The sequence below is a fragment of the Prescottella sp. R16 genome (assembly GCF_030656875.1).
Taxonomy (GTDB): Bacteria; Actinomycetota; Actinomycetes; order Mycobacteriales; family Mycobacteriaceae; genus Prescottella.
Genome location: NZ_CP130943.1, coordinates 1,479,187 through 1,496,560, shown reverse-complemented (window position 1 = coordinate 1,496,560; position 17,374 = coordinate 1,479,187). Strand labels below are relative to the sequence as shown.

At 70.6% G+C, this 17,374-nt stretch carries 16 protein-coding genes and 1 riboswitch; of the genes, 11 read left to right on the top strand and 5 right to left on the bottom strand.

The genetic code is table 11. The features are described 5' to 3' along the window. Positions 1-71: 71 nt before the first annotated feature. The 4 genes from Q5696_RS07075 to Q5696_RS07060 all read left to right on the top strand — a co-directional run bounded on the left by Q5696_RS07075 (position 72) and on the right by Q5696_RS07060 (position 4,986). The gene (locus tag Q5696_RS07075; protein ID WP_305094487.1) at positions 72-842 is read left to right on the top strand and encodes an ABC transporter ATP-binding protein; all 771 of its coding nucleotides are present in this window, start codon (positions 72-74) and stop codon (positions 840-842) included. Positions 843-844: 2 nt separating this feature from the next. Next, complete coding sequence (locus Q5696_RS07070; protein WP_305094486.1) at positions 845-3,349, top strand: FtsX-like permease family protein; 2,505 nt, start codon at positions 845-847, stop codon at positions 3,347-3,349. 78 nt (positions 3,350-3,427) lie between these two features. Beyond that, on the top strand, positions 3,428-4,693 hold the full coding sequence (locus tag Q5696_RS07065) for an MFS transporter (RefSeq protein ID WP_305094485.1): 1,266 nt from the start codon (positions 3,428-3,430) through the stop codon (positions 4,691-4,693). Further along, positions 4,690-4,986 (top strand): DUF2470 domain-containing protein, encoded by a 297-nt coding sequence (locus Q5696_RS07060; RefSeq protein ID WP_305094484.1) that lies wholly within the window; start codon positions 4,690-4,692, stop codon positions 4,984-4,986. Before Q5696_RS07065 ends, Q5696_RS07060 begins: the two co-directional genes overlap by 4 nt. Positions 4,987-4,992: 6 nt before the next feature. Here Q5696_RS07060 and Q5696_RS07055 read toward each other — a convergent pair whose 3' ends face one another. Beyond that, positions 4,993-6,561 (bottom strand): carboxylesterase/lipase family protein, encoded by a 1,569-nt coding sequence (locus Q5696_RS07055; RefSeq protein WP_305095167.1) that lies wholly within the window; start codon positions 6,559-6,561, stop codon positions 4,993-4,995. 98 nt (positions 6,562-6,659) lie between these two features. Further along, positions 6,660-6,757: riboswitch (TPP riboswitch) on the top strand. On the opposite strand from Q5696_RS07055, the gene Q5696_RS07050 reads away from it, so the two are divergent. The 5 genes from Q5696_RS07050 to Q5696_RS07030 all read left to right on the top strand — a co-directional run bounded on the left by Q5696_RS07050 (position 6,751) and on the right by Q5696_RS07030 (position 10,927). After that, the gene (locus Q5696_RS07050; protein WP_305094483.1) at positions 6,751-7,485 is read left to right on the top strand and encodes a TenA family protein; all 735 of its coding nucleotides are present in this window, start codon (positions 6,751-6,753) and stop codon (positions 7,483-7,485) included. (Overlaps the previous riboswitch by 7 nt.) A 5-nt stretch (positions 7,486-7,490) precedes the next feature. After that, positions 7,491-8,504 carry an ABC transporter substrate-binding protein gene (locus tag Q5696_RS07045; protein ID WP_305095166.1) on the top strand — a complete coding sequence of 338 codons (1,014 nt, stop codon included), beginning with the start codon at positions 7,491-7,493 and terminating at the stop codon, positions 8,502-8,504. After that, positions 8,488-9,273, top strand: coding sequence for an ABC transporter permease (locus tag Q5696_RS07040; RefSeq protein WP_305094482.1), 786 nt, complete (start codon positions 8,488-8,490; stop codon positions 9,271-9,273). The genes Q5696_RS07045 and Q5696_RS07040 overlap by 17 nt, the downstream gene beginning before the upstream one ends. Continuing rightward, positions 9,266-10,003, top strand: coding sequence for an ABC transporter ATP-binding protein (locus tag Q5696_RS07035; protein ID WP_305094481.1), 738 nt, complete (start codon positions 9,266-9,268; stop codon positions 10,001-10,003). The genes Q5696_RS07040 and Q5696_RS07035 overlap by 8 nt, the downstream gene beginning before the upstream one ends. 201 nt (positions 10,004-10,204) lie before the next feature. Further along, positions 10,205-10,927, top strand: coding sequence for a chymotrypsin family serine protease (locus Q5696_RS07030; RefSeq protein ID WP_305094480.1), 723 nt, complete (start codon positions 10,205-10,207; stop codon positions 10,925-10,927). 78 nt (positions 10,928-11,005) lie between these two features. Here Q5696_RS07030 and Q5696_RS07025 read toward each other — a convergent pair whose 3' ends face one another. Then, positions 11,006-12,544 (bottom strand): FAD-binding protein, encoded by a 1,539-nt coding sequence (locus Q5696_RS07025; RefSeq protein ID WP_305094479.1) that lies wholly within the window; start codon positions 12,542-12,544, stop codon positions 11,006-11,008. A gap of 108 nt (positions 12,545-12,652) precedes the next feature. Beyond that, complete coding sequence (locus tag Q5696_RS07020) at positions 12,653-13,525, bottom strand: uracil-DNA glycosylase (RefSeq protein WP_305094478.1); 873 nt, start codon at positions 13,523-13,525, stop codon at positions 12,653-12,655. Between the two features lie 79 nt (positions 13,526-13,604). Between Q5696_RS07020 and Q5696_RS07015 the strand changes: the two genes are divergently transcribed. Next, positions 13,605-14,378, top strand: a complete 774-nt coding sequence (locus Q5696_RS07015) for an NAD-dependent deacylase (protein ID WP_305094477.1) — start codon at positions 13,605-13,607, stop codon at positions 14,376-14,378. On the opposite strand, the gene Q5696_RS07010 is transcribed toward Q5696_RS07015, so the two are convergent. Next, positions 14,366-16,150 (bottom strand): AMP-dependent synthetase/ligase, encoded by a 1,785-nt coding sequence (locus Q5696_RS07010; RefSeq protein ID WP_305094476.1) that lies wholly within the window; start codon positions 16,148-16,150, stop codon positions 14,366-14,368. The two genes, Q5696_RS07015 and Q5696_RS07010, sit on opposite strands and share 13 nt — an antisense overlap. Continuing rightward, a complete protein-coding gene (locus Q5696_RS07005; RefSeq protein WP_305094475.1) occupies positions 16,143-16,622 on the bottom strand; it encodes a MarR family winged helix-turn-helix transcriptional regulator in 480 nt (159 codons plus the stop codon). The genes Q5696_RS07010 and Q5696_RS07005 overlap by 8 nt, the downstream gene beginning before the upstream one ends. Before the next feature lie 131 nt (positions 16,623-16,753). Between Q5696_RS07005 and Q5696_RS07000 the strand changes: the two genes are divergently transcribed. Next, on the top strand, positions 16,754-17,353 hold the full coding sequence (locus tag Q5696_RS07000) for a DUF4232 domain-containing protein (protein ID WP_305094474.1): 600 nt from the start codon (positions 16,754-16,756) through the stop codon (positions 17,351-17,353). Positions 17,354-17,374: the final 21 nt, after the last annotated feature.

Here is a 17,374-nt window from a genome sequence, read left to right as displayed (position 1 = left end):
AGCCGGCTACACCATCGATCGGGTACCGCACGGGATGTTCCGGGGGCCCGCCGCTCCATAGCGTTCTCTGCATGTCCCCCTTCGCTTCCACATCGCCGCTCGTGCAGAGCCCACCGCAGTCCGCGGTCCGTCTCGCCGACGTGAGCAAGACGTACGGTTCCGGGCGCACCCAGGTCACCGCGCTCGACACCGTCAGCCTGGCCCTCGCCCCGGGCAGTTTCACCGCCGTCATGGGGCCGTCCGGGTCCGGTAAGAGCACGTTCCTGCACTGTGCCGCCGGACTGGATCAGCCCACCCGCGGCTCGGTATGGCTCGGCGACACCGAGATCAGTGCTCTGAAGCCCAAGGCCCGCACGATCTTCCGTCGCGACCACATCGGCTTCGTGTTCCAGGCGTACAACCTCATGGCCGCGCTCACCGTCGAACAGAACGTCACGCTGCCGCTGTTGCTCGCCGGACGCACCGCCGACCGGGCGCATCTCGACCACGTCCTCGACGCGGTCGGACTGGCCGACAAGCGGGACCGTCGCCCGGCCGAGATGTCCGGCGGCCAGCAGCAACGCGTCGCGATCGCGCGCGCCCTCATCACCCGTCCGCACGCGGTGTTCGCCGACGAGCCCACCGGCGCGCTCGACTCCCGCACCGGACGCCAGGTTCTGGACCTGTTGCGCCGCACCACCACCGAACTGGGGCAGACCATCGTCATGGTCACCCACGATCCCGTCGCGGCCGCGCACGCCGACCGGGTCCTGTTCCTCGCGGACGGCCGGCTCGTCGGGCGGATGGATGCACCGAGCGCCGCCGCGGTCGCCGACCACATGACCCACCTCGGGGAGTGGTGAGCATGCATCGTCCCGGTCTGCGCGCGCTCGCGCGCGCCAACATCCGGCAGCGCCGCGGCAGCTTCGCGGCAGTGTTCGTCGCGGTGTTCTGCGCCGCCCTGCTCACCTGCGCGCTGGGCGTGCTGTTCGAGTCGGGGATCCGCGGCGGTGTCACCCCGCACCGCTACGCGGGCGCCGACGTCGTCGTCGGCGCGGCGCAGGCCCTCGACGTCCGCGAGGACATCGACCAGCCGTACGTCGAACGTGCGCTGCTACCGAACTCGGTGGTGGACGAGTTGTCCGACGTCCCCGGCGTTCGGGAGGCGGTCGCCGACATCGAGGTGCCCCTCACTACCGACGACGGCACCGCAATGGATGCGCACGGCTGGTCGTCCGCCGCTCTCGCGCCGTACGAGCTGACGGCCGGCCGGGCGCCGGTGGCAGCCGACGAGATCGTCGTGACCGGAGGCGCACCCGGTGATCGGATCACACTGCGGCACGGAGGAATCGGTGACGAGTACACCGTCGTAGGCATCGCCGCGGCCCCCACCGCCGAGCCGGCGGACCGGCCGGCGTCGGTGTTCGTGTCCGATACCCGGATCCGTGAGCTGTGGCCGCACGGCGACCGTGTCGCGGCGGTGGGTCTGCTCGCAGACCCCGGCGGCGACGCCTCGGCTCTGGCGGATCGGGTCCGCGACCACCTGCCCGGTCTCGACGTGCGCACCTACACCGGCAGCGCCCGCGGCGACGTCGAGTACCTCGATGCCGGGGCCGCGCGAAGCGAACTGATGATGCTGTGCGGGTCGTTCGCCGGCCTGGCAGTCCTGATCGCGATGTTCGTGGTGGCGAGCACGCTGTCGCTGTCGATCCAGCAGCGGCGCCGCGAGTTCGCGTTGCTGCGCGCGATGGGCGCGACCCCCGGCCAGGTACACCGTCTGATCGGCAGCGAGGTGCTGCTGGTCGCGGGTCTCGCCGCACTGCTCGGTGCCGGCCCCGGCTATGCGCTCGCACAGGTGCTGCGCGCCCAGTTCGCCGAGGCCGGTGTCCTGTCCTCGGACTTCGCGCTCGCGTACAGCCCGCTCCCGGCCGTGGTCGGGGTGCTGCTGGCGGTCGGCACCGCGCGGATCGCGGCTGCCGTCGCCGCCCGACGTCCGGCCCGTCTGGATCCCACCGAGGCCCTGCGCGAATCGGCCGTGGAGCCGGCCTCCATCGGCAGGGGCCGACTCGTCACGGGCCTCGTGTTCGGCGCCGGCGGACTCGCCACCTCGCTGCTGCCGGCGGTGCTGCCCGGAGAGGCCGCGCTCGCGGGTGCCGGTGCTTCGGCTGTGCTGCTGGTGATCTCGGTGGCGCTGCTGGGCCCGCTGCTGGTCGCGGGGGCGGTCCGCCGGTTCGGTGGCCCGTTGCGGCGCAGCGCGTCACCGGCACTCGTGTTGGCGGCCGCCAACTCCGGGGCGCGGGCACGACGTCTGGCCGCGGCGATCACCCCGCTGGCACTCGCCATCGCGATCGGCTCGGTGCAGTTGTTCACCCAGGACACCGTCGCCGCGGCCGCCGACCATCAGTCCCGCTCCGGCATCACGGCCGACCTGGTCGTCACCGCTCCCGCCGGACTGGCTCCCGACCTCGTCGACACGATCGAGGCGGATCCCGCTGTGCGCGCGGCCAATCCGATCGCCCGCAGTCAGGCCCTGTTCACGACGGGCGGCGAGTCGCCGTCCACCACGGCGTACCCGGTGCAGGGCGTCGATCCTGCGGCCACGCCGTCGACCCTCGACCTCGACGTCCGCGACGGCGACCTGGGGCAGCTCCGGGACGGCACCGTCGCGCTCAGCACCGACGCCGCGTTCTCGATGAGCGCCCGCGTGGGCGACACCGTCCCTCTGCGCCTCGGCGACGGCACCCTCGTCACCCCGACCGTCGTCGCGACGTACGGCCGTGGCCTCGGGTTCGGCGACGTGACGCTGCCGATCTCGCAGGTCCGCGCGCACACCACGACGGGACTGACCGACATGTTGCTCGTCTCCACGGAACCCGGACGGGTCGACGAGGCCCGCACCGCCGTCACCGCGATGGGCGGCGTCACGGTCGCGGATCGCGCGGAGTTCGCCACCGCCGGACAGGAACAGCGTCGCACGCAGGCGTGGGTGAGCATCGTCGCGCTCGCAGTTCTGCTCGGCTATCTCGCGGTCGCCGTCGTGAACACTCTCGTGCTCGCGACCGCCGAACGGGGTCGCGAGTTCGCGCTGCTGCGACTCGTCGGCGCGAGCAGTCGGCAGGTGCGCCGGATGATGCGCACCGAATCGGTGATCGTGGTGACCGTCGCGGCAGTCGTCGGGTCGGTGATCGCGCTGCCCCCGCTCGCGGGTGTCGCGGCCGCGGTCTCGGGGCGTCCGATCCCGAGCGTCGACCCGGCCGTCTACGCCCTGATCCTCGGGGTGACCGTCCTGTTGGGACTCACCGCGATCGCGATCCCGACCCGAACCGCGATGCGGCAGGACCCGGTGACCGCGATCGGCACCCGGGAGTAGACGAGGAAATCCGCTCGCGCGGGTTCCGGTCGCGCTGTTAGCTTCGATTCGACGCCCGATCGACCGAAAGCCCGCGCCGTGAGCACCCCCCACCAGACGACGACCCGACGACTCACACCACTGATCCTGCTCAACGTCGCGACGCTGCTGTCGGCGACCGGCAACGGCATCGTCATCGTCGCCCTGCCGTGGCTGGTGCTCGAGCAGACCGGGCGGGCGACCGACGCGGCGATCGTCGCGGGGGCTGCCACACTGCCCCTGCTGCTCGCGAGCCTGTTCTCGGGCACCGTAGTGGATCGGTTCGGCCGGCGGCCCACCTCGCTGGTGTCGGACGCGCTGTCGGCGCTCTCGGTGGCCGCGATCCCGGTCGTCGCCGGAACCATCGGTCTGTCGGTGCCGGTGCTCGCGGTGCTGGCCGCGCTGGGCGCCACGTTCGACCCGGCCGGGATCTCGGCGCGTGAGTCGATGCTGCCCGCCGCGACCACGGCCGCCGGCTGGCGTCTCGACCGGGTCAACAGCCTGTACGAGGCCAACTACAACGTCGCCTATCTCGTCGGACCCGGCATCGGCGGTCTGCTGATCGCGCTGGTCGGCCCGGAGAGCACGCTGTGGGTCACCGCCGTCTGCTTCGTGCTGTCGATCGTGACGATCGCGTTCCTGCGCCTCGAACATGCCGGTCGCCCCGACCACGCGACCCGGCCGAAATCGATGTGGACGGGCACGCTCGAGGGCCTGCGGTTCGTGTGGAACGACCGCCTGCTGCGCACCCTCGCCCTCGTCGACATGGCAATCGTCGCGCTGTACCTGCCGATCGAATCGGTGCTGTTCCCCAAGTACTTCACCGACCGCAACGAACCCGCCCAACTGGGCTGGGTGCTGATGGCGATGAGCGTCGGCGGGCTGGTCGGAGCCCTCGCCTACGGCGCGTTGGCGCCCTTTCTCCAGCGCCGCATCCTGATGCTGATCGCGGTCAGCGGCCTGGGGTTGTCCATGCTCGGCATGGCATTCCTCCCTCCGTTGTGGGTGCTGCTGGCACTGTCCGTCGCGATCGGCCTCGTGTACGGGCCCGTCGGCCCGATCGCCAACTGGGCCATGCAGACCCGCAGTCCGGAGCACATGCGCGGACGCGTCGTCGGCGTGATGACCTCCACCGCCTATGCCGCGGGGCCACTCGGATTCCTGCTCGCGGGACCGCTCATCGATCAGCTCGGTGTCCGCACCACGTTCTTCGTCCTCGCCGTGCCGGTCGTGGCCGTTGCCGCCGTGTGTTTCACGCTGCCGGTGCTGCGGGAACTGGACGCCGACCGGAAGCCACCGACAGTGAGGTTAGGCTCACCGTCATGACTACCTTCGATGCCGCCGTCGTCGCCGCCGTGACCAAGCACATGAACGACGACCACACCGGCGACAACCTGCACATCGTCCGCGCTTTCGCGGAGCCGACCGCCACCGATGCCCGCATGACGGGGCTCGACACCGCGGCCGGCGAGTGGACCGTCACCGTCGACGGCGTCGAGAAGACCGTGCGGGTGCCGTGGATCGGTGAGGTCACCGACCGGCCGTCGATCCGAGTCGAGGTGGTCGCGCTGTGCACCGCCGCGTACGAGAAACTGGGCATCGAGCCGACCGGGCACTGATCCAGTTCAGCTGAACCCCATCACCTCGTCCCCCCACGCGATCCGCATGTCGTGGTCGGGGTCGACGACGACGCTGTCGTGGTTGTCGATCAGCAGCGTCGACCGGGTGCCCTCGGTGTAGGGGGGCCAGTGTTTGGACCCGTCGAGGGCTGCGGGAACGGCGTGCCGCGCGAACGCGAGCCAGCGGCGCTGCACGCGTCCCGCCACCTCGAGTGTGCTCTTGCGGCCACCGAGCCAGAACGTCGGGTCGGGGTTGAGGGTGCCGAAATTGCCGAACACGTAGGGCAATTCGGTGGCGTGCCCCGCCCCGACCCGCGCCGCCTTGAGCATCGGGGTGGCGTGGTCGAACCGGTACATCCACGTCGGGGAGTGCCGGCTGTGCGCGTCGGCCACCCACAGCACCGGCATCCGGAACGCCGCGTCCCGCGACAGCGCCAGTACCCCACGGGATTTCGTCGCATCCGGGTAGGCGGCGGCGATCTCGGCGAGCCGCTCCGGCGACAGATCCGGGTTGTCCTCGGCCAGCCCCGTGAACATCTGCTGCACGGCCTCCGAACTGACCGGCAGCAGCGGCGAGCGCATGAACTTGAAGATCGACGCCTCGTCCTTGTTGGAGCCGATGATGAGCGGAATCCGGTGCGAGAGCCCCTTCTGGAATGCCGCCACCGGGTAGTGCGGCACCAGATCACGATCCACGACGGGCGCCATCGCGAGCGTGCCCGGCACCCGGGTGGGGATCTCGTCGACGAGCAGGTCCCCAGCCTTCACCAGGTCGTCGACCGGCATACCGATCAGGTCCCCGGCCCCCTCGGCCGGCAGGTCCAGCAGTTCCAGATAGCGGCGGGCGACGGTCGCAGCCCGCTCGGCGCCGTACACCGACGTCGCGGGCGGGCTCTGCACGATGGCCCGATGGAACAGGCCCTCGGCCCGCGGCACCGTCATCAGCGTCGTGATCGATCCGCCGCCCGACGACTCCCCGAACAGTGTCACCGCACCCGGGTCGCCGCCGAATGCCGCGATGTTGTCGCGTACCCACTCCAGGACCGCGATCTGGTCCCGCAACCCGAGATTCGACTCGAATGTCCGGTTCGCCGTCGACAGCGACGACAGATCCAGGAAACCCAGTGCCCCGAGCCGGTAGTTGAACGTCACGAGCACGATGTCGCCGCGTTCGACGAGCAGGCGACCGTCGTAGACGGCCTGCGCCGACGAGCCCAGGCAGTACGCGCCGCCGTGGATCCACACCATCACCGGACGCGGCTCACCGTCCGGGGGCGGTGCCCACACGTTGACGGTCAGGCAGTCCTCGTCGATCCGCATCGACGGATCGAGCGGTACCGACGTGTCGTGTCCCTGCGGCGCCATCGCCCCGAACACCGCGCAGTCGAGGACGTCGCTCCACGGCTCCGGCGGCCGTGGGCTGCGGAACCGCAGGTCGCCGACCGGAGGCGCGGCGTACGGGATGCCCTTCCAGGCGACGACGGCGCCGTCACCGTGCCCGCGAACCGGGCCGTACGTCGTGTCGGCGACGACCGTGCCGGGCCGCTCGGAGCGGCCGGCGTCGAGTACGTCCACTGGTTCCACGGCCCGACCTCCTGACCTTCCGGGTGCCCACCGGCCCCCTGGGCTGCCGTCTGCCAACGTACCAATCCGGCGGTGCTATGGTCGGCTCGTTCACCGACACGGGGTGCTCCGCACAGAGCGGGGCTGAGATCACACCCGGAGAACCTGCTCAGGTAATGCTGACGAAGGGATGTCACGGCGATGACGACGCCTGTCCACGACATATCTGTATCCACCCCTGCATCCGCCGACGGCGGACGCTTCACCGATCTGCTGTGGGAGCGCACTGCGTCCCTGCGGGCCGAGATCGACGACATGGAGTTCCTGCGGCGGCTCGGTGACGGCACGCTGCCGCTCGACGTGTTCCGCACCTACATCGAGCAGGACTCGCTGTATCTCGCCGAGTACGCGAAGGCGCTCGCGCTGCTCGCCGCCAAGTCCCCGGACCCGCAGACCTCGGCGTTCTGGGCGACGTCGGCGGCGACGGCCGCCGTCGTCGAATCGGAGCTGCACGAGAACCTGCTCTCCGGCGGACTTCTCCCGGAAAGCACTGAGACACTGCAACATTCATCGGCCTGCCTCGGATACGTGTCGTATCTGACGGCGACCGCGGCCACCGAACCGTACCCGGTGGGGGCGGCCGCGGTGCTGCCGTGCTTCTGGATCTACGCCGTCGTCGGACGACGTCTCGCCGCGAGCGCACACGACGTGCTCGCTGCCGATCCGTCGCACCCGTACGCGCAGTGGGTCACCACGTACGACGACCCGGCATTCCACGAATCCGTCGACACCGCACGACGGTTGGTGGACGCGGCCGCCGACGCCGCCACCGGTGAGCAGCGCGACGCGATGATCCGCGCCTTCGTGAACGCGGCCCGCTACGAGTTCCTGTTCTGGGACACCGCGCTGCACCCGCAGCCGTGGCCCGCGTCGTGAGCGCGATGTCGCGGCTGCGCCGCGCCCTGGCGACGTCGGCGATCGTGGTGGCGGCGGTGGGTGTTCTCACCGGGTGCACGGCGTCGGGCGAGTCCGACGACACGATCCGGTTCGCCCTGGACTGGACGCCGAACACCAACCACACCGGTCTGTTCGTGGCGTTGCAGGAGGGCTGGTTCGCGGACGCCGGCCTGGACGTGCAGGTGCTGCCGTACAACAACACCGCCCCCGACACCCTCGTCGACGCCGGCAACGCCGAGTTCGGGATCAGCTTCCAGGACTCGGCGACGTTCGCCCGGGCCGCCGGCGCGCAGACCGTGTCGGTGCTCGCGCCGATGCAGCACTGGGCCACTGGCATCGGCGTCAAGGCCGATCGGGCCGACCTCGCGAGCCCGAAGGATCTCGACGGCAGGACCTACGCCGGGTTCGGCGATCCGGGCGAGCGGGAGACGCTGCGTCAGGTGATCCGGAACGACGGCGGCACAGGCGATTTCGACACGGTCGTGCTCGGCACGTCGGCGTACGAGGCGGTGTACGGCGGGCAGGCCGACTTCACGGTGTCGTACTTCGCGTGGGAGGGCATCGAGGCCGAGCACCGCGGCACCCCGATGCGCTACTTCCACTACACCGACTTCGGTTTCCCGGACGCATACGCGATCGTCGTCAACGGCAACGAGAAGTGGCTCGCCGAGCATCCCGAGCAGGCCCGCGCATTCGTGCAGGCGCTGCAACGGGGCTATCAGACGGCCGCCGACGATCCCGATCGCGGCGCGCAGGCCCTCATCGACGCCAACCCGGGTGTCTTCACCGACGAGGCCCTCGTCCGCGAGAGCCAGCGGATGCTCGCCGCCGACTACATGCTGGACGCGGACGGACGGGTCGGTACCCAGAGGCTCGACCAGTGGGCCGGCTACTCCGGATTCCTGTTCCGACACGGCCTGCTCGCCGGCCCGGACGGCGCGCCGCTGACCGTCGAACCGGACTGGTCGACGTACTTCACCGATGAGTACCTCGCGTAGCACCGCGCGCCGACTGCTCCCCGCGGCCGTCGTCGCGGCGCTGCTGGTCGCCGCGTGGCAGATCTATGTGAGCGTCAGCGGGATCCGCCCGCAGGTGCTGCCCTCACCGGCCCGGGTGCTCGGTCAGGGCTGGTCGCACCGTGACGACATCGCCGTCCACGCGTGGGCGACGCTGCAGGTGACGCTGCTCGGGTTCGCGGTGTCGCTCGTGGTGGCCTGGGCGCTCGCGATCCTCGTCGACTTCTCCCCGTGGCTGCGGCGGGCCCTCGTGCCGCTGTTCGTGGTCTCGCAGACACTGCCGATCATCGCGATCGCACCACTGATGATCATCTGGTTCGGTTTCGGGGTGCTGCCGAAGATCCTCGTGATCGCACTCGTGACGTTCTTCCCGATGGCGATCGGGCTGATCGAGGGCTTCGCGTCCACCGACCGGGACGCCGGCGCACTGCTGCGCAGCATGGGCGCGTCCCGGTGGCAGCAGTTCCGGTTGGTGCGGCTGCCGTCGGCACTCCCCCGGTTCTTCACCGCGCTGCGCATCGGCATCACGTACGCCGTCGTCGGCGCGGTGTTCGCCGAATACGTCGGTGCCACCGCCGGGCTCGGCATCTACATGAGCGTGCAGAAGAACTCGTTCCGCACCGACCTCGTGCTGGCGGCCGTGCTCGTGACCGCGGCGATCAGCGTCGCGCTGTACCTGTGCACGTTCGCGATCGAGCGGGTCGTGGCGCCCTGGATCCGTCACACCTCCGGAGGACACCGCCATGACTGAGCCGATCGTCGCCCTGTCGTCCGTCACCAAGTCGTTCGGCCCGCGCCGCGTGCTCGACGGCATCGACCTGACCGTCCGGCCCGGCGAATTCGTGTCGGTGATCGGGCCGAGCGGCTGCGGCAAGAGCACCCTGTTCGCCGTCGTCGCCGGACTCGAGACGGCGGATACCGGCACCGCGACCGCCCCGACGTGCGCCCACATGCCGCAGAAGGATCTGCTGCTGCCGTGGCGTTCGATCCTCGACAACACCACCCTCGGCCTCGAGGTGCAGCGGATCCCGCGCAAGCAGGCCCGGGCCCGGGCGGCGGCACTGTTCCCCCGCTTCGGGCTCGCCGGCTTCGAGGACGCGCGCCCGCACGAACTGTCCGGTGGTATGCGGCAACGCGCGGCCCTGCTGCGCACCGTCGTCCAGGACCGCCCGGTGCTGCTGTTGGACGAGCCCTTCGGCGCTCTCGACTCCCTCACCCGTACCGAGATGCAGACCTGGCTGCAGGACGTGTGGCTCCAGGACCGGTGGACCGTACTGATGATCACCCACGACGTCCGTGAGGCCGTGTTCCTGTCCGACCGCGTGATCGTGCTGTCCGACCGGCCGGCGACCGTGCGCCGCGACGTCGTCGTCGATCTGCCCCGGCCCCGGGACCTGTCGATCGTCACGTCCCCCGAGTTCGCGGCGATCGAGGGCGAGTTGATCGCGCTCCTGCGGCGCACGACCCCGGTGCACAGTTAGGGAGCACCGGAACTCGTCGACCACGCACGTCGCACGAAACCTCTTGCGTCACAATAGGAAACGGTCGGTTCTCTCGATCCGGAACCACCCGTTGCCGCCCCTCGACGGATCGATACATCCCCGTTACCCTTTTGTTGCGGCGCAGTCGTCGGAAGGCGACGTTTCCCGCGCCGGTCAGTACGCAGTAACGAGGTATCCCCGATGGGCAATCGGTCGTCGTCCGTCCAGCGAATCCTGTCGACGGCACTCGTCGCCGTCGCGGCACTCACCCCCGCCCTGGCGATCACCCGGTCGGCGGCGGCAGCACCCCCCAGCCCCGGGACCGTCTCGAACGGCATCGCCTGGACCGCGAAACCCGATGCGGGTCCGGCGAACCCGGGCGCGGTGCCGGACTACTGCACACTCGGCGCCGTCGGCACCGACATCCTCGGCAACAAGATCGCCCTCTCGGCGGGGCACTGCGTCTCCACCGCCGCGGGCGGCGCCGCCGACTATCCGGACGGCGCGGCCGTCTACCGGTTCGGCCCGTCCGGGACCGGCACCCCGATCGGCACGATCGCCTACCGCGACCCGCGCATCGACTACGTCGTGATCACCCTGAGTCCGGACATCGTCCTGTCCGCGACCGGCCCCGACGTGCGGATCGACGGCATCGGCACTCCCACCCTCGACGGCACCCTGTGCAAGGCCGGCGCCCGCACGGGCGTCACGTGCGGCCCGGTCCTCGCGCAGGCCGCCACCCGGATCGCCTCCGCTGTCGCCGCGAACGGCGGCGACAGCGGAGGCCCCGCCTACATCGACGGCGACCGACTCGTCGGCATGGTCCGCGGCCCGTTCGAATTCATCGACATCGGCGCCGTCCTCGCCGGCATCGCCGCCCAGCCGAATCCGATCGGCAAGGGCTTCACCGTGACCGACAACTGATCCGCCGGGCGAACAGCCGAAACGCCACGCGCCCCGCCGCCGGGAAACCGGCAGCGGGGCGCGTGGGTGCGTTACGGCCTACTTGCCGACGATGTCCATCACGGCGAGGTGGCTGAACAGCATGGAGGTGCCGATGGGGTTGCCGCCACCGGGGTAGACGTAGCCGCTGGGGGCGGCCATCGTGTTACCGGCCGCGTACAGGCCCTGGATCGGGTTGCCCGAGGTGTCGAGGACGCGCGCCGCGGTGTCGGTGCGCAGGCCGCCCTTGGTGCCGAGGTCGGAGATGCCGAAGGCGGCCGCATGGAACGGACCCTGCTCGATCGGGATGAGCGCCGGGCCGCCACCGGTGAAGGCGCGATCGTAGGCTTCGTCGCCGCGACCGAAGTCCTCGTCGACGTCGTTCGCGGCCATCGCGTTGAAACGCTCGACCGTCGCGAGCAGGTTGTCGGCCGGGATACCGATCTTCGCGGCCAACTCCTCGAGCGTGTCGGCCGTGTGCCACAGGCCGGCGTCGACGTACTTCTCGGTCTCGACCATCGAGACGTTCGAGGCCCCCACCGGGGGACGCTCGCCCGCGCGGTCGTCGTAGATCATCCAGTACGGCAGCGTGACCGAGCCGTCCTCCATGCCCGCGATGATGTCGCGGCCGAGACGGTCGTAGGGCGCGTACTCGTTGACGAAGCGCTTGCCGTCCTGGTTGACGAAGATGCCGCCGGTGAAGCACAGCGCGAACGCCGAACGCCCGTCCGGGTGTGTCAGACCGGGCGACCACCAGGCCTGATCCATGAGGTCGGTGTCGGCGCCGACGGCGATACCGGCCTGGTGCGCCTGGCCGATGTTGCCCCACGGACCCATCGTGTCGCGGGCGACGCCCGGGACACCGTACTTCTGGCGCAGTTCGTCGTTGCCCTCGAAGCCACCCGTGGCCAGGACGACACCCTTGCGGGCGCGGATCGCGACCTGCTCGCCGTCGCGCTCGACGATGGCACCGGCGACGGCGCCGTCCTCGACGACCAGTTCGACCAGCGGGGTGTTCAGGTTCAGCTTCGCGTTCGGGTACTTGCCGATGGCCTTGAGGAACCGACCGACCAGGGCTCGGCCACCGATCAGCATCTCGGGCAGGTCCGCGCCGAGGCGATCGAAGTCGAGGGGCCCACGAATCTGCGTGTGCAGGTCCCCGACCTCGGAGATCGGCAGCGGGCTCGGGATGGTGTGCCGCTGTCCGTCGTTGCGGGCCTTGGGGGCCTTGCCGAAGTAGTCCGGCCACGGGTACGTGGCGAACTGCAGGTCGTCGTCCTGCTCCAGGTACGCGACCAGCGGGCCGCCGCCCTTGACGTAGGTGTCCTGCAGCTCGCGCGGAGTCCGGTCGCCGACGACCGCGTGGTAGTACTCGAGCGCGTCCTCGATCGTGTCGTCGACGCCGGCACGCTTCAGGACGGGGTTGCACGGGAACCAGAAGCCGCCGCCACCGGAGTAGGCGGTGGTGCCACCGAACTTGTCGGTCGCCTCGACGAGGATCACGTCGAGTCCCTCACGGGCCGCGGTGTAGGCACCGGTGACGCCACCCGCACCCGAGCCCGCCACCAGCACGTCACATTCTTCGTTCCAGACGACCATCACTGCACCTTTCCCGGACGACGCCGTCGACAATCGTCGACGCGAAGGTGATGGTGCCACGGAGACCGGGAGCCCCTCAGGGTTCGTCCCGCTCAGAGGACACCCGATTCAACGACCGGACCCGCCGCACCCCCAACCGAGACCGGCCAGATCACGGGCCCGGGAGAACACGTCGTCGAGCATCTGTTCGGTGAGCCGCCCGGTGAACGTGTTCTGCTGGCTCGGGTGGTAGCAGCCGATCACGGTGAGAGCCTTGCCGCCCGCCGTGTGCACGACGGTGGTGGCGCCGTGCCCGAACGTCGGTTTCGGGACGGGAACAGTGCCGCCGGAGTGCCGGATCGCGCGCAGGGTGGCGTCCCATCCGTACGTGCCGAGTGCGACGACGGCCCGCACGAACGGCAGCACGTCGGCGAGTTCGGCGTCCAACCAGCCCGCGCAGCAGTCGCGTTCGGTGACGGTCGGTTTGTTGTCCGGCGGTGCGCAGCGGACCGTCGAGATCATCCGGGCACCGAACAGTTTCTGTCCGTCGCCGGCGAACTCGGCGGTGGGCTTGTTCGCGATGCCGACACGGTGCAGCGACCGGAACAGCCAGTCCCCGGCCCGGTCACCGGTGAACATGCGGCCGGTGCGGTTGCCGCCGTTGGCCGCCGGCGCCAATCCCATGATCAGCAGTTTCGGGAACGTGTCCCCGTAGCCGGTGACCGGACGCCCCCAGTACGGCTGGTCGGCGAACGAGCGACGTTTCGTCTCGGCGACGTCCTCTCGCCACTGCACCAGCCGCGGGCACGCCCGGCACACGCTGACGCGGGCGTCGAGGTCGGCGAGATTCGCGGCGCCGGCCGCCGACTCGACGACATCCGACGCCGATCGTGCGACCGGGGTCTCCGCGGTGGCGGGATCCTCCGGCCACCCGGTCCCCGGCGGCACCGGCGACGCGAACGGCACCCCGGTCCCGGGATGGGGCAGCAACTCGCCGGTCATCGGAACACACACCTGAGCATGTCTCGATTCAACCCGATCGGGTCGCCGCGGCCCGTCACGGCTCGGCACAATCGACGCCATGTACCGCGACGCCTCCCCCACCCCGCTCGATCCCGCCCTCGTCGACGCCGTCCGATCCGCCCGCAACGTCGTGGTGTTCACCGGCGCCGGCATGTCCGCCGAGTCCGGGGTGCCGACGTTCCGGGACGCGCAGACCGGACTGTGGGAGCGGTTCTCCCCGGAACAGCTGGCGAGCCCCGACGGCTGGGAGCACGACCGAGGCCTGGTGTGGGCGTGGTACCAGTGGCGGACCGGCCTGGTGCGCCGGGTACAGCCGAACGCCGGTCACCGGGCGCTCGCCGCGTGGGCCCGCGACACCGAACTGACGATCCTCACCCAGAACGTCGACGACCTGCACGAACGCGCGGGCAGCACGGTCGCCGCCCACCTGCACGGCAGCCTGCTCGCACCGCGCTGCAGCACCTGCGCGGCCCCGTTTCCGTCGGACGGCGGACTCGACGTCGAACCGTCCGGGCCGATCCCGCCGCCGACCTGCCCGGTGTGTGGCGGCGACGTGCGCCCGGGCGCGGTGTGGTTCGGGGAGGCCCTGCCGTCGGAGGCGTGGGACCGCGCCGACCGGGCCGCCGCCGCCTGCGATCTGATGCTCGTCGTCGGCACGTCCGCCGTGGTGTATCCGGCGGCGGCACTGCCGCTACGTGCCCTCGATTCCGGCGCAACGGTCGTCGAGATCAATCCACAGTCGACGGACCTCAGTGCCGCCGTGCAGTATTCGTGGCGCACCACCGCCGCGGTCGGACTGCCCGCCCTCGTCGACGCCGTTCAGCGCCGGTAGACGGACTCGATGTGCTCGGCGAACCGGTCGGCGACGACGTTTCGTTTGATTTTGAGGGTGGCGGTGAGCTCTCCCGCCTCCTCGGTGAGATCGCGGGGCAGGATCGCGAACCGTTTGATCGACTCGGCGTGCGAGACGGTGGTGTTGACGTCGTCGATCACCGACTGCAGAGCGGCACGCAGGTCGGCGTCGTCGACGAGGTCCGCGATCGTCGCCGCCACCGGTTTGCCGTTCGCCGCCTTCCAGTCCTCGAACGGTTCCGCGTCGACGGTCAGCAGTGCGCCGACGAACGGGCGTCCGTCCCCGACGACGACGGCCTGCGAGATCAGCACGTGCGAGCGCAACCGGTCCTCGAGCGGGCCGGGTGAGACGTTCTTGCCGCCGGCGGTGACCAGCAGATCCTTCTTGCGCCCGGTGAGCACGAGGTAGCCGTCGGCGTCGAGCTCACCGAGATCCCCGGTGCGCAGCCAGCCGTCGTGCAGGGCGGCCGCGGTGGCCTCCTCGTTGCGCCAGTAGCCGTCGAACACGACGCCGCCGCGCAGTTCGATCTCCCCGTCGTCGGCGATGCGGACCGTGTTGCCGCCCAGTGGCCGGCCGACGGTCCCGATCTTCTGCTGCCCGGGCACGTTGACACAGTGCGCCGCAGTCGATTCGGTGAGCCCGTAACCCTCGTAGATCGGGATGCCGGCGCCGCGGAAGAAGTGCCCGAGCCGCGGCATCAGCGCACCACCACCGGAGATCGCCCACCAGCATTCGTCGCCGATCGCGGCCCGCAGCTTGCGGTAGACGAGCCGGTCCGCGACCGCGTGACGCACCTTCGACGTCCACGACGGGCCGCCCGCGTCGAGGGCTTCGCTGTAGGCGACGGCGGTGTCCTCGGCGAACGCGAAGATCGCGCGCGGGATGCGTCCGCCCCGGTCGGCGGACGCGGCGGCAGCGTCGCGCACCTTCTCGAACACGCGTGGAACGCCGAGGATGACGTGCGGGCGGAACCGCTCGAACTGCCCGGCGACGGTCCCGAAGTTCGACCAGTGCGCTTGTATCCCACCCGCTTCGAACATCGCGAGGGACACGGCGCGGGCCAGGACGTGCGCGAGCGGCAGGAACGTGAGCATCCGGTTGCCCGGGCGGGCGACGTCACCGATCGACGCGTTGAGGATGCCGCGCACCTCCGACAGCAGATTGCGGTGCGTGAGGATGCACCCCTTGGGGCGGCCCGTGGTGCCCGACGTGTATACGAGCGATGCCAGGTCGTCGGCCCGGATCCCGGCCAGCCGGTCGGCGATCACCGCGTCGTCGACGCCGGCCCCCTCCGTGGTCAGCGTGTCGACGGCCCCGGACTCGATCCGCAGCACCCGGCCGATCCCGGTGCCGTCGAATCCTGCCGCATGCGTATCGGTTTCGACGACTGCGAGCACTGCGCCGGAGTCCTCGACGATCCACCGGATCTGCTCGGGCGACGACGAATCGTAGATCGGCACCGACACGGCCCCGGCCGCCCAGATCGCGAAGTCGAACAGCGACCACTCGTAGCGGGTGGGCGAGAGCAGCGCCACTCGGTCCCCGGGGCCGACACCCGCGGCCACGAGCCCCTTCGCGACGGCGGTGACCTGCGCTGCGAACTCTGCGGCCGTCACATCCACCCAGCCGGTCCCGTCGGGGCGCGAGAACACCACCAGTCCGGCGTGCCGGCGCGCGTGCTCGAACACGGTGTGGACGATCGCGTCGTCCTCGGCGACGGAAAAACCGGCGGGAGTGCCGTATTCACGCATGGGCGTCATCTCCAAGTCGAGGGGTGTCGTCGGTCCGGTCGACCACGGCCGGCGCGATCCGGAACCGGTGCAGAGTGTTCGCGAACTGGGCGATCTCGTCGAGTGACCAGCCGTGCAGCCGGGCGCGCACCTCGTCGAGCCGTCGGACGTCGGCGGCCGCGAGCACGTCGGTGCCGTGGGTGGTCAGTCGCAGCGGGTAGCCGGTGCGTAGCGATCCGGGCTCGGCGAGCACCCAGCCGGATTCGATACATCCCCGCAGTTGCCGGGAGACGGTGGAACGGTTGAGCCCGAACTCCTCGGAGACGTCGGTGGCCCGGCATCCCGGATTCCGGGCGATGTACGCGAGCAGCGAATGCTGCGCGAACGACGGCCCGCCCGCGACGTCGCGGCCTCCCACGACGAGAGCCCGCGCCAACTGCACCAGCTCGGCGTGGACGTCGGACGTCCGATCGATCACCGGTTCATGTTGCACAGTGCAACTGTACGCCCGCCCGGTTGGTCGCGGACGTTCGCCGTCGAACACCCGATGCCCGGCAGCGGCACGGTACACGTGGGATATTCGGCAGAGAAGCTATCGCCGATTCCGGTGAGGAGGCTCGTGCCATGCCCGAGACGTCGACTGTGAAACGCGGCCGGTGGGCACTGGGGACACTCGGTGCCGCAGTGGTCCTGACCGTCACCGGATGCAGTACCGAACCGGACTCCACCGCCGCACACCCGGCCCCCGCCACCACCACGGCGCAGGCGGCGGCCGGCACCCTCGCCGCCACCACCGGATCGGACGGGTGCGGCACCGACGAACTGCGGGTCGACCTCGGCCAGGTACAGGGCGCGGCCGGTTCGTCGATCCTGCCGCTCGTGTTCACCAACACCGGCTCCCGCACGTGCATGCTCGACGGATTCCCCGGCGTCTCCTACACGCAGGGCGGACCCGACGGCACCCAGGTCGGGGCGGCCGCCGTCCGCGACGGCGACTCCCACGGGGCCGTGTCCCTGACTCCCGACGCCACCGCGACCGCGCAGGTGCGGGCGGTGAACGTGGCGAACTATCCGGCCGACACGTGCGCCCCGACACCCGTCACGGGACTGCGCGTCTACCCGCCGAACACCACCGACCCGATGTTCGTGCCGTACGCGACGACAGGGTGTTCGGCGACCGGCGCCGGCATCACCCAACTGTCGGTGCAGGCCGTGACCGGGTGAGAGCATCGACCGACCGTGCGA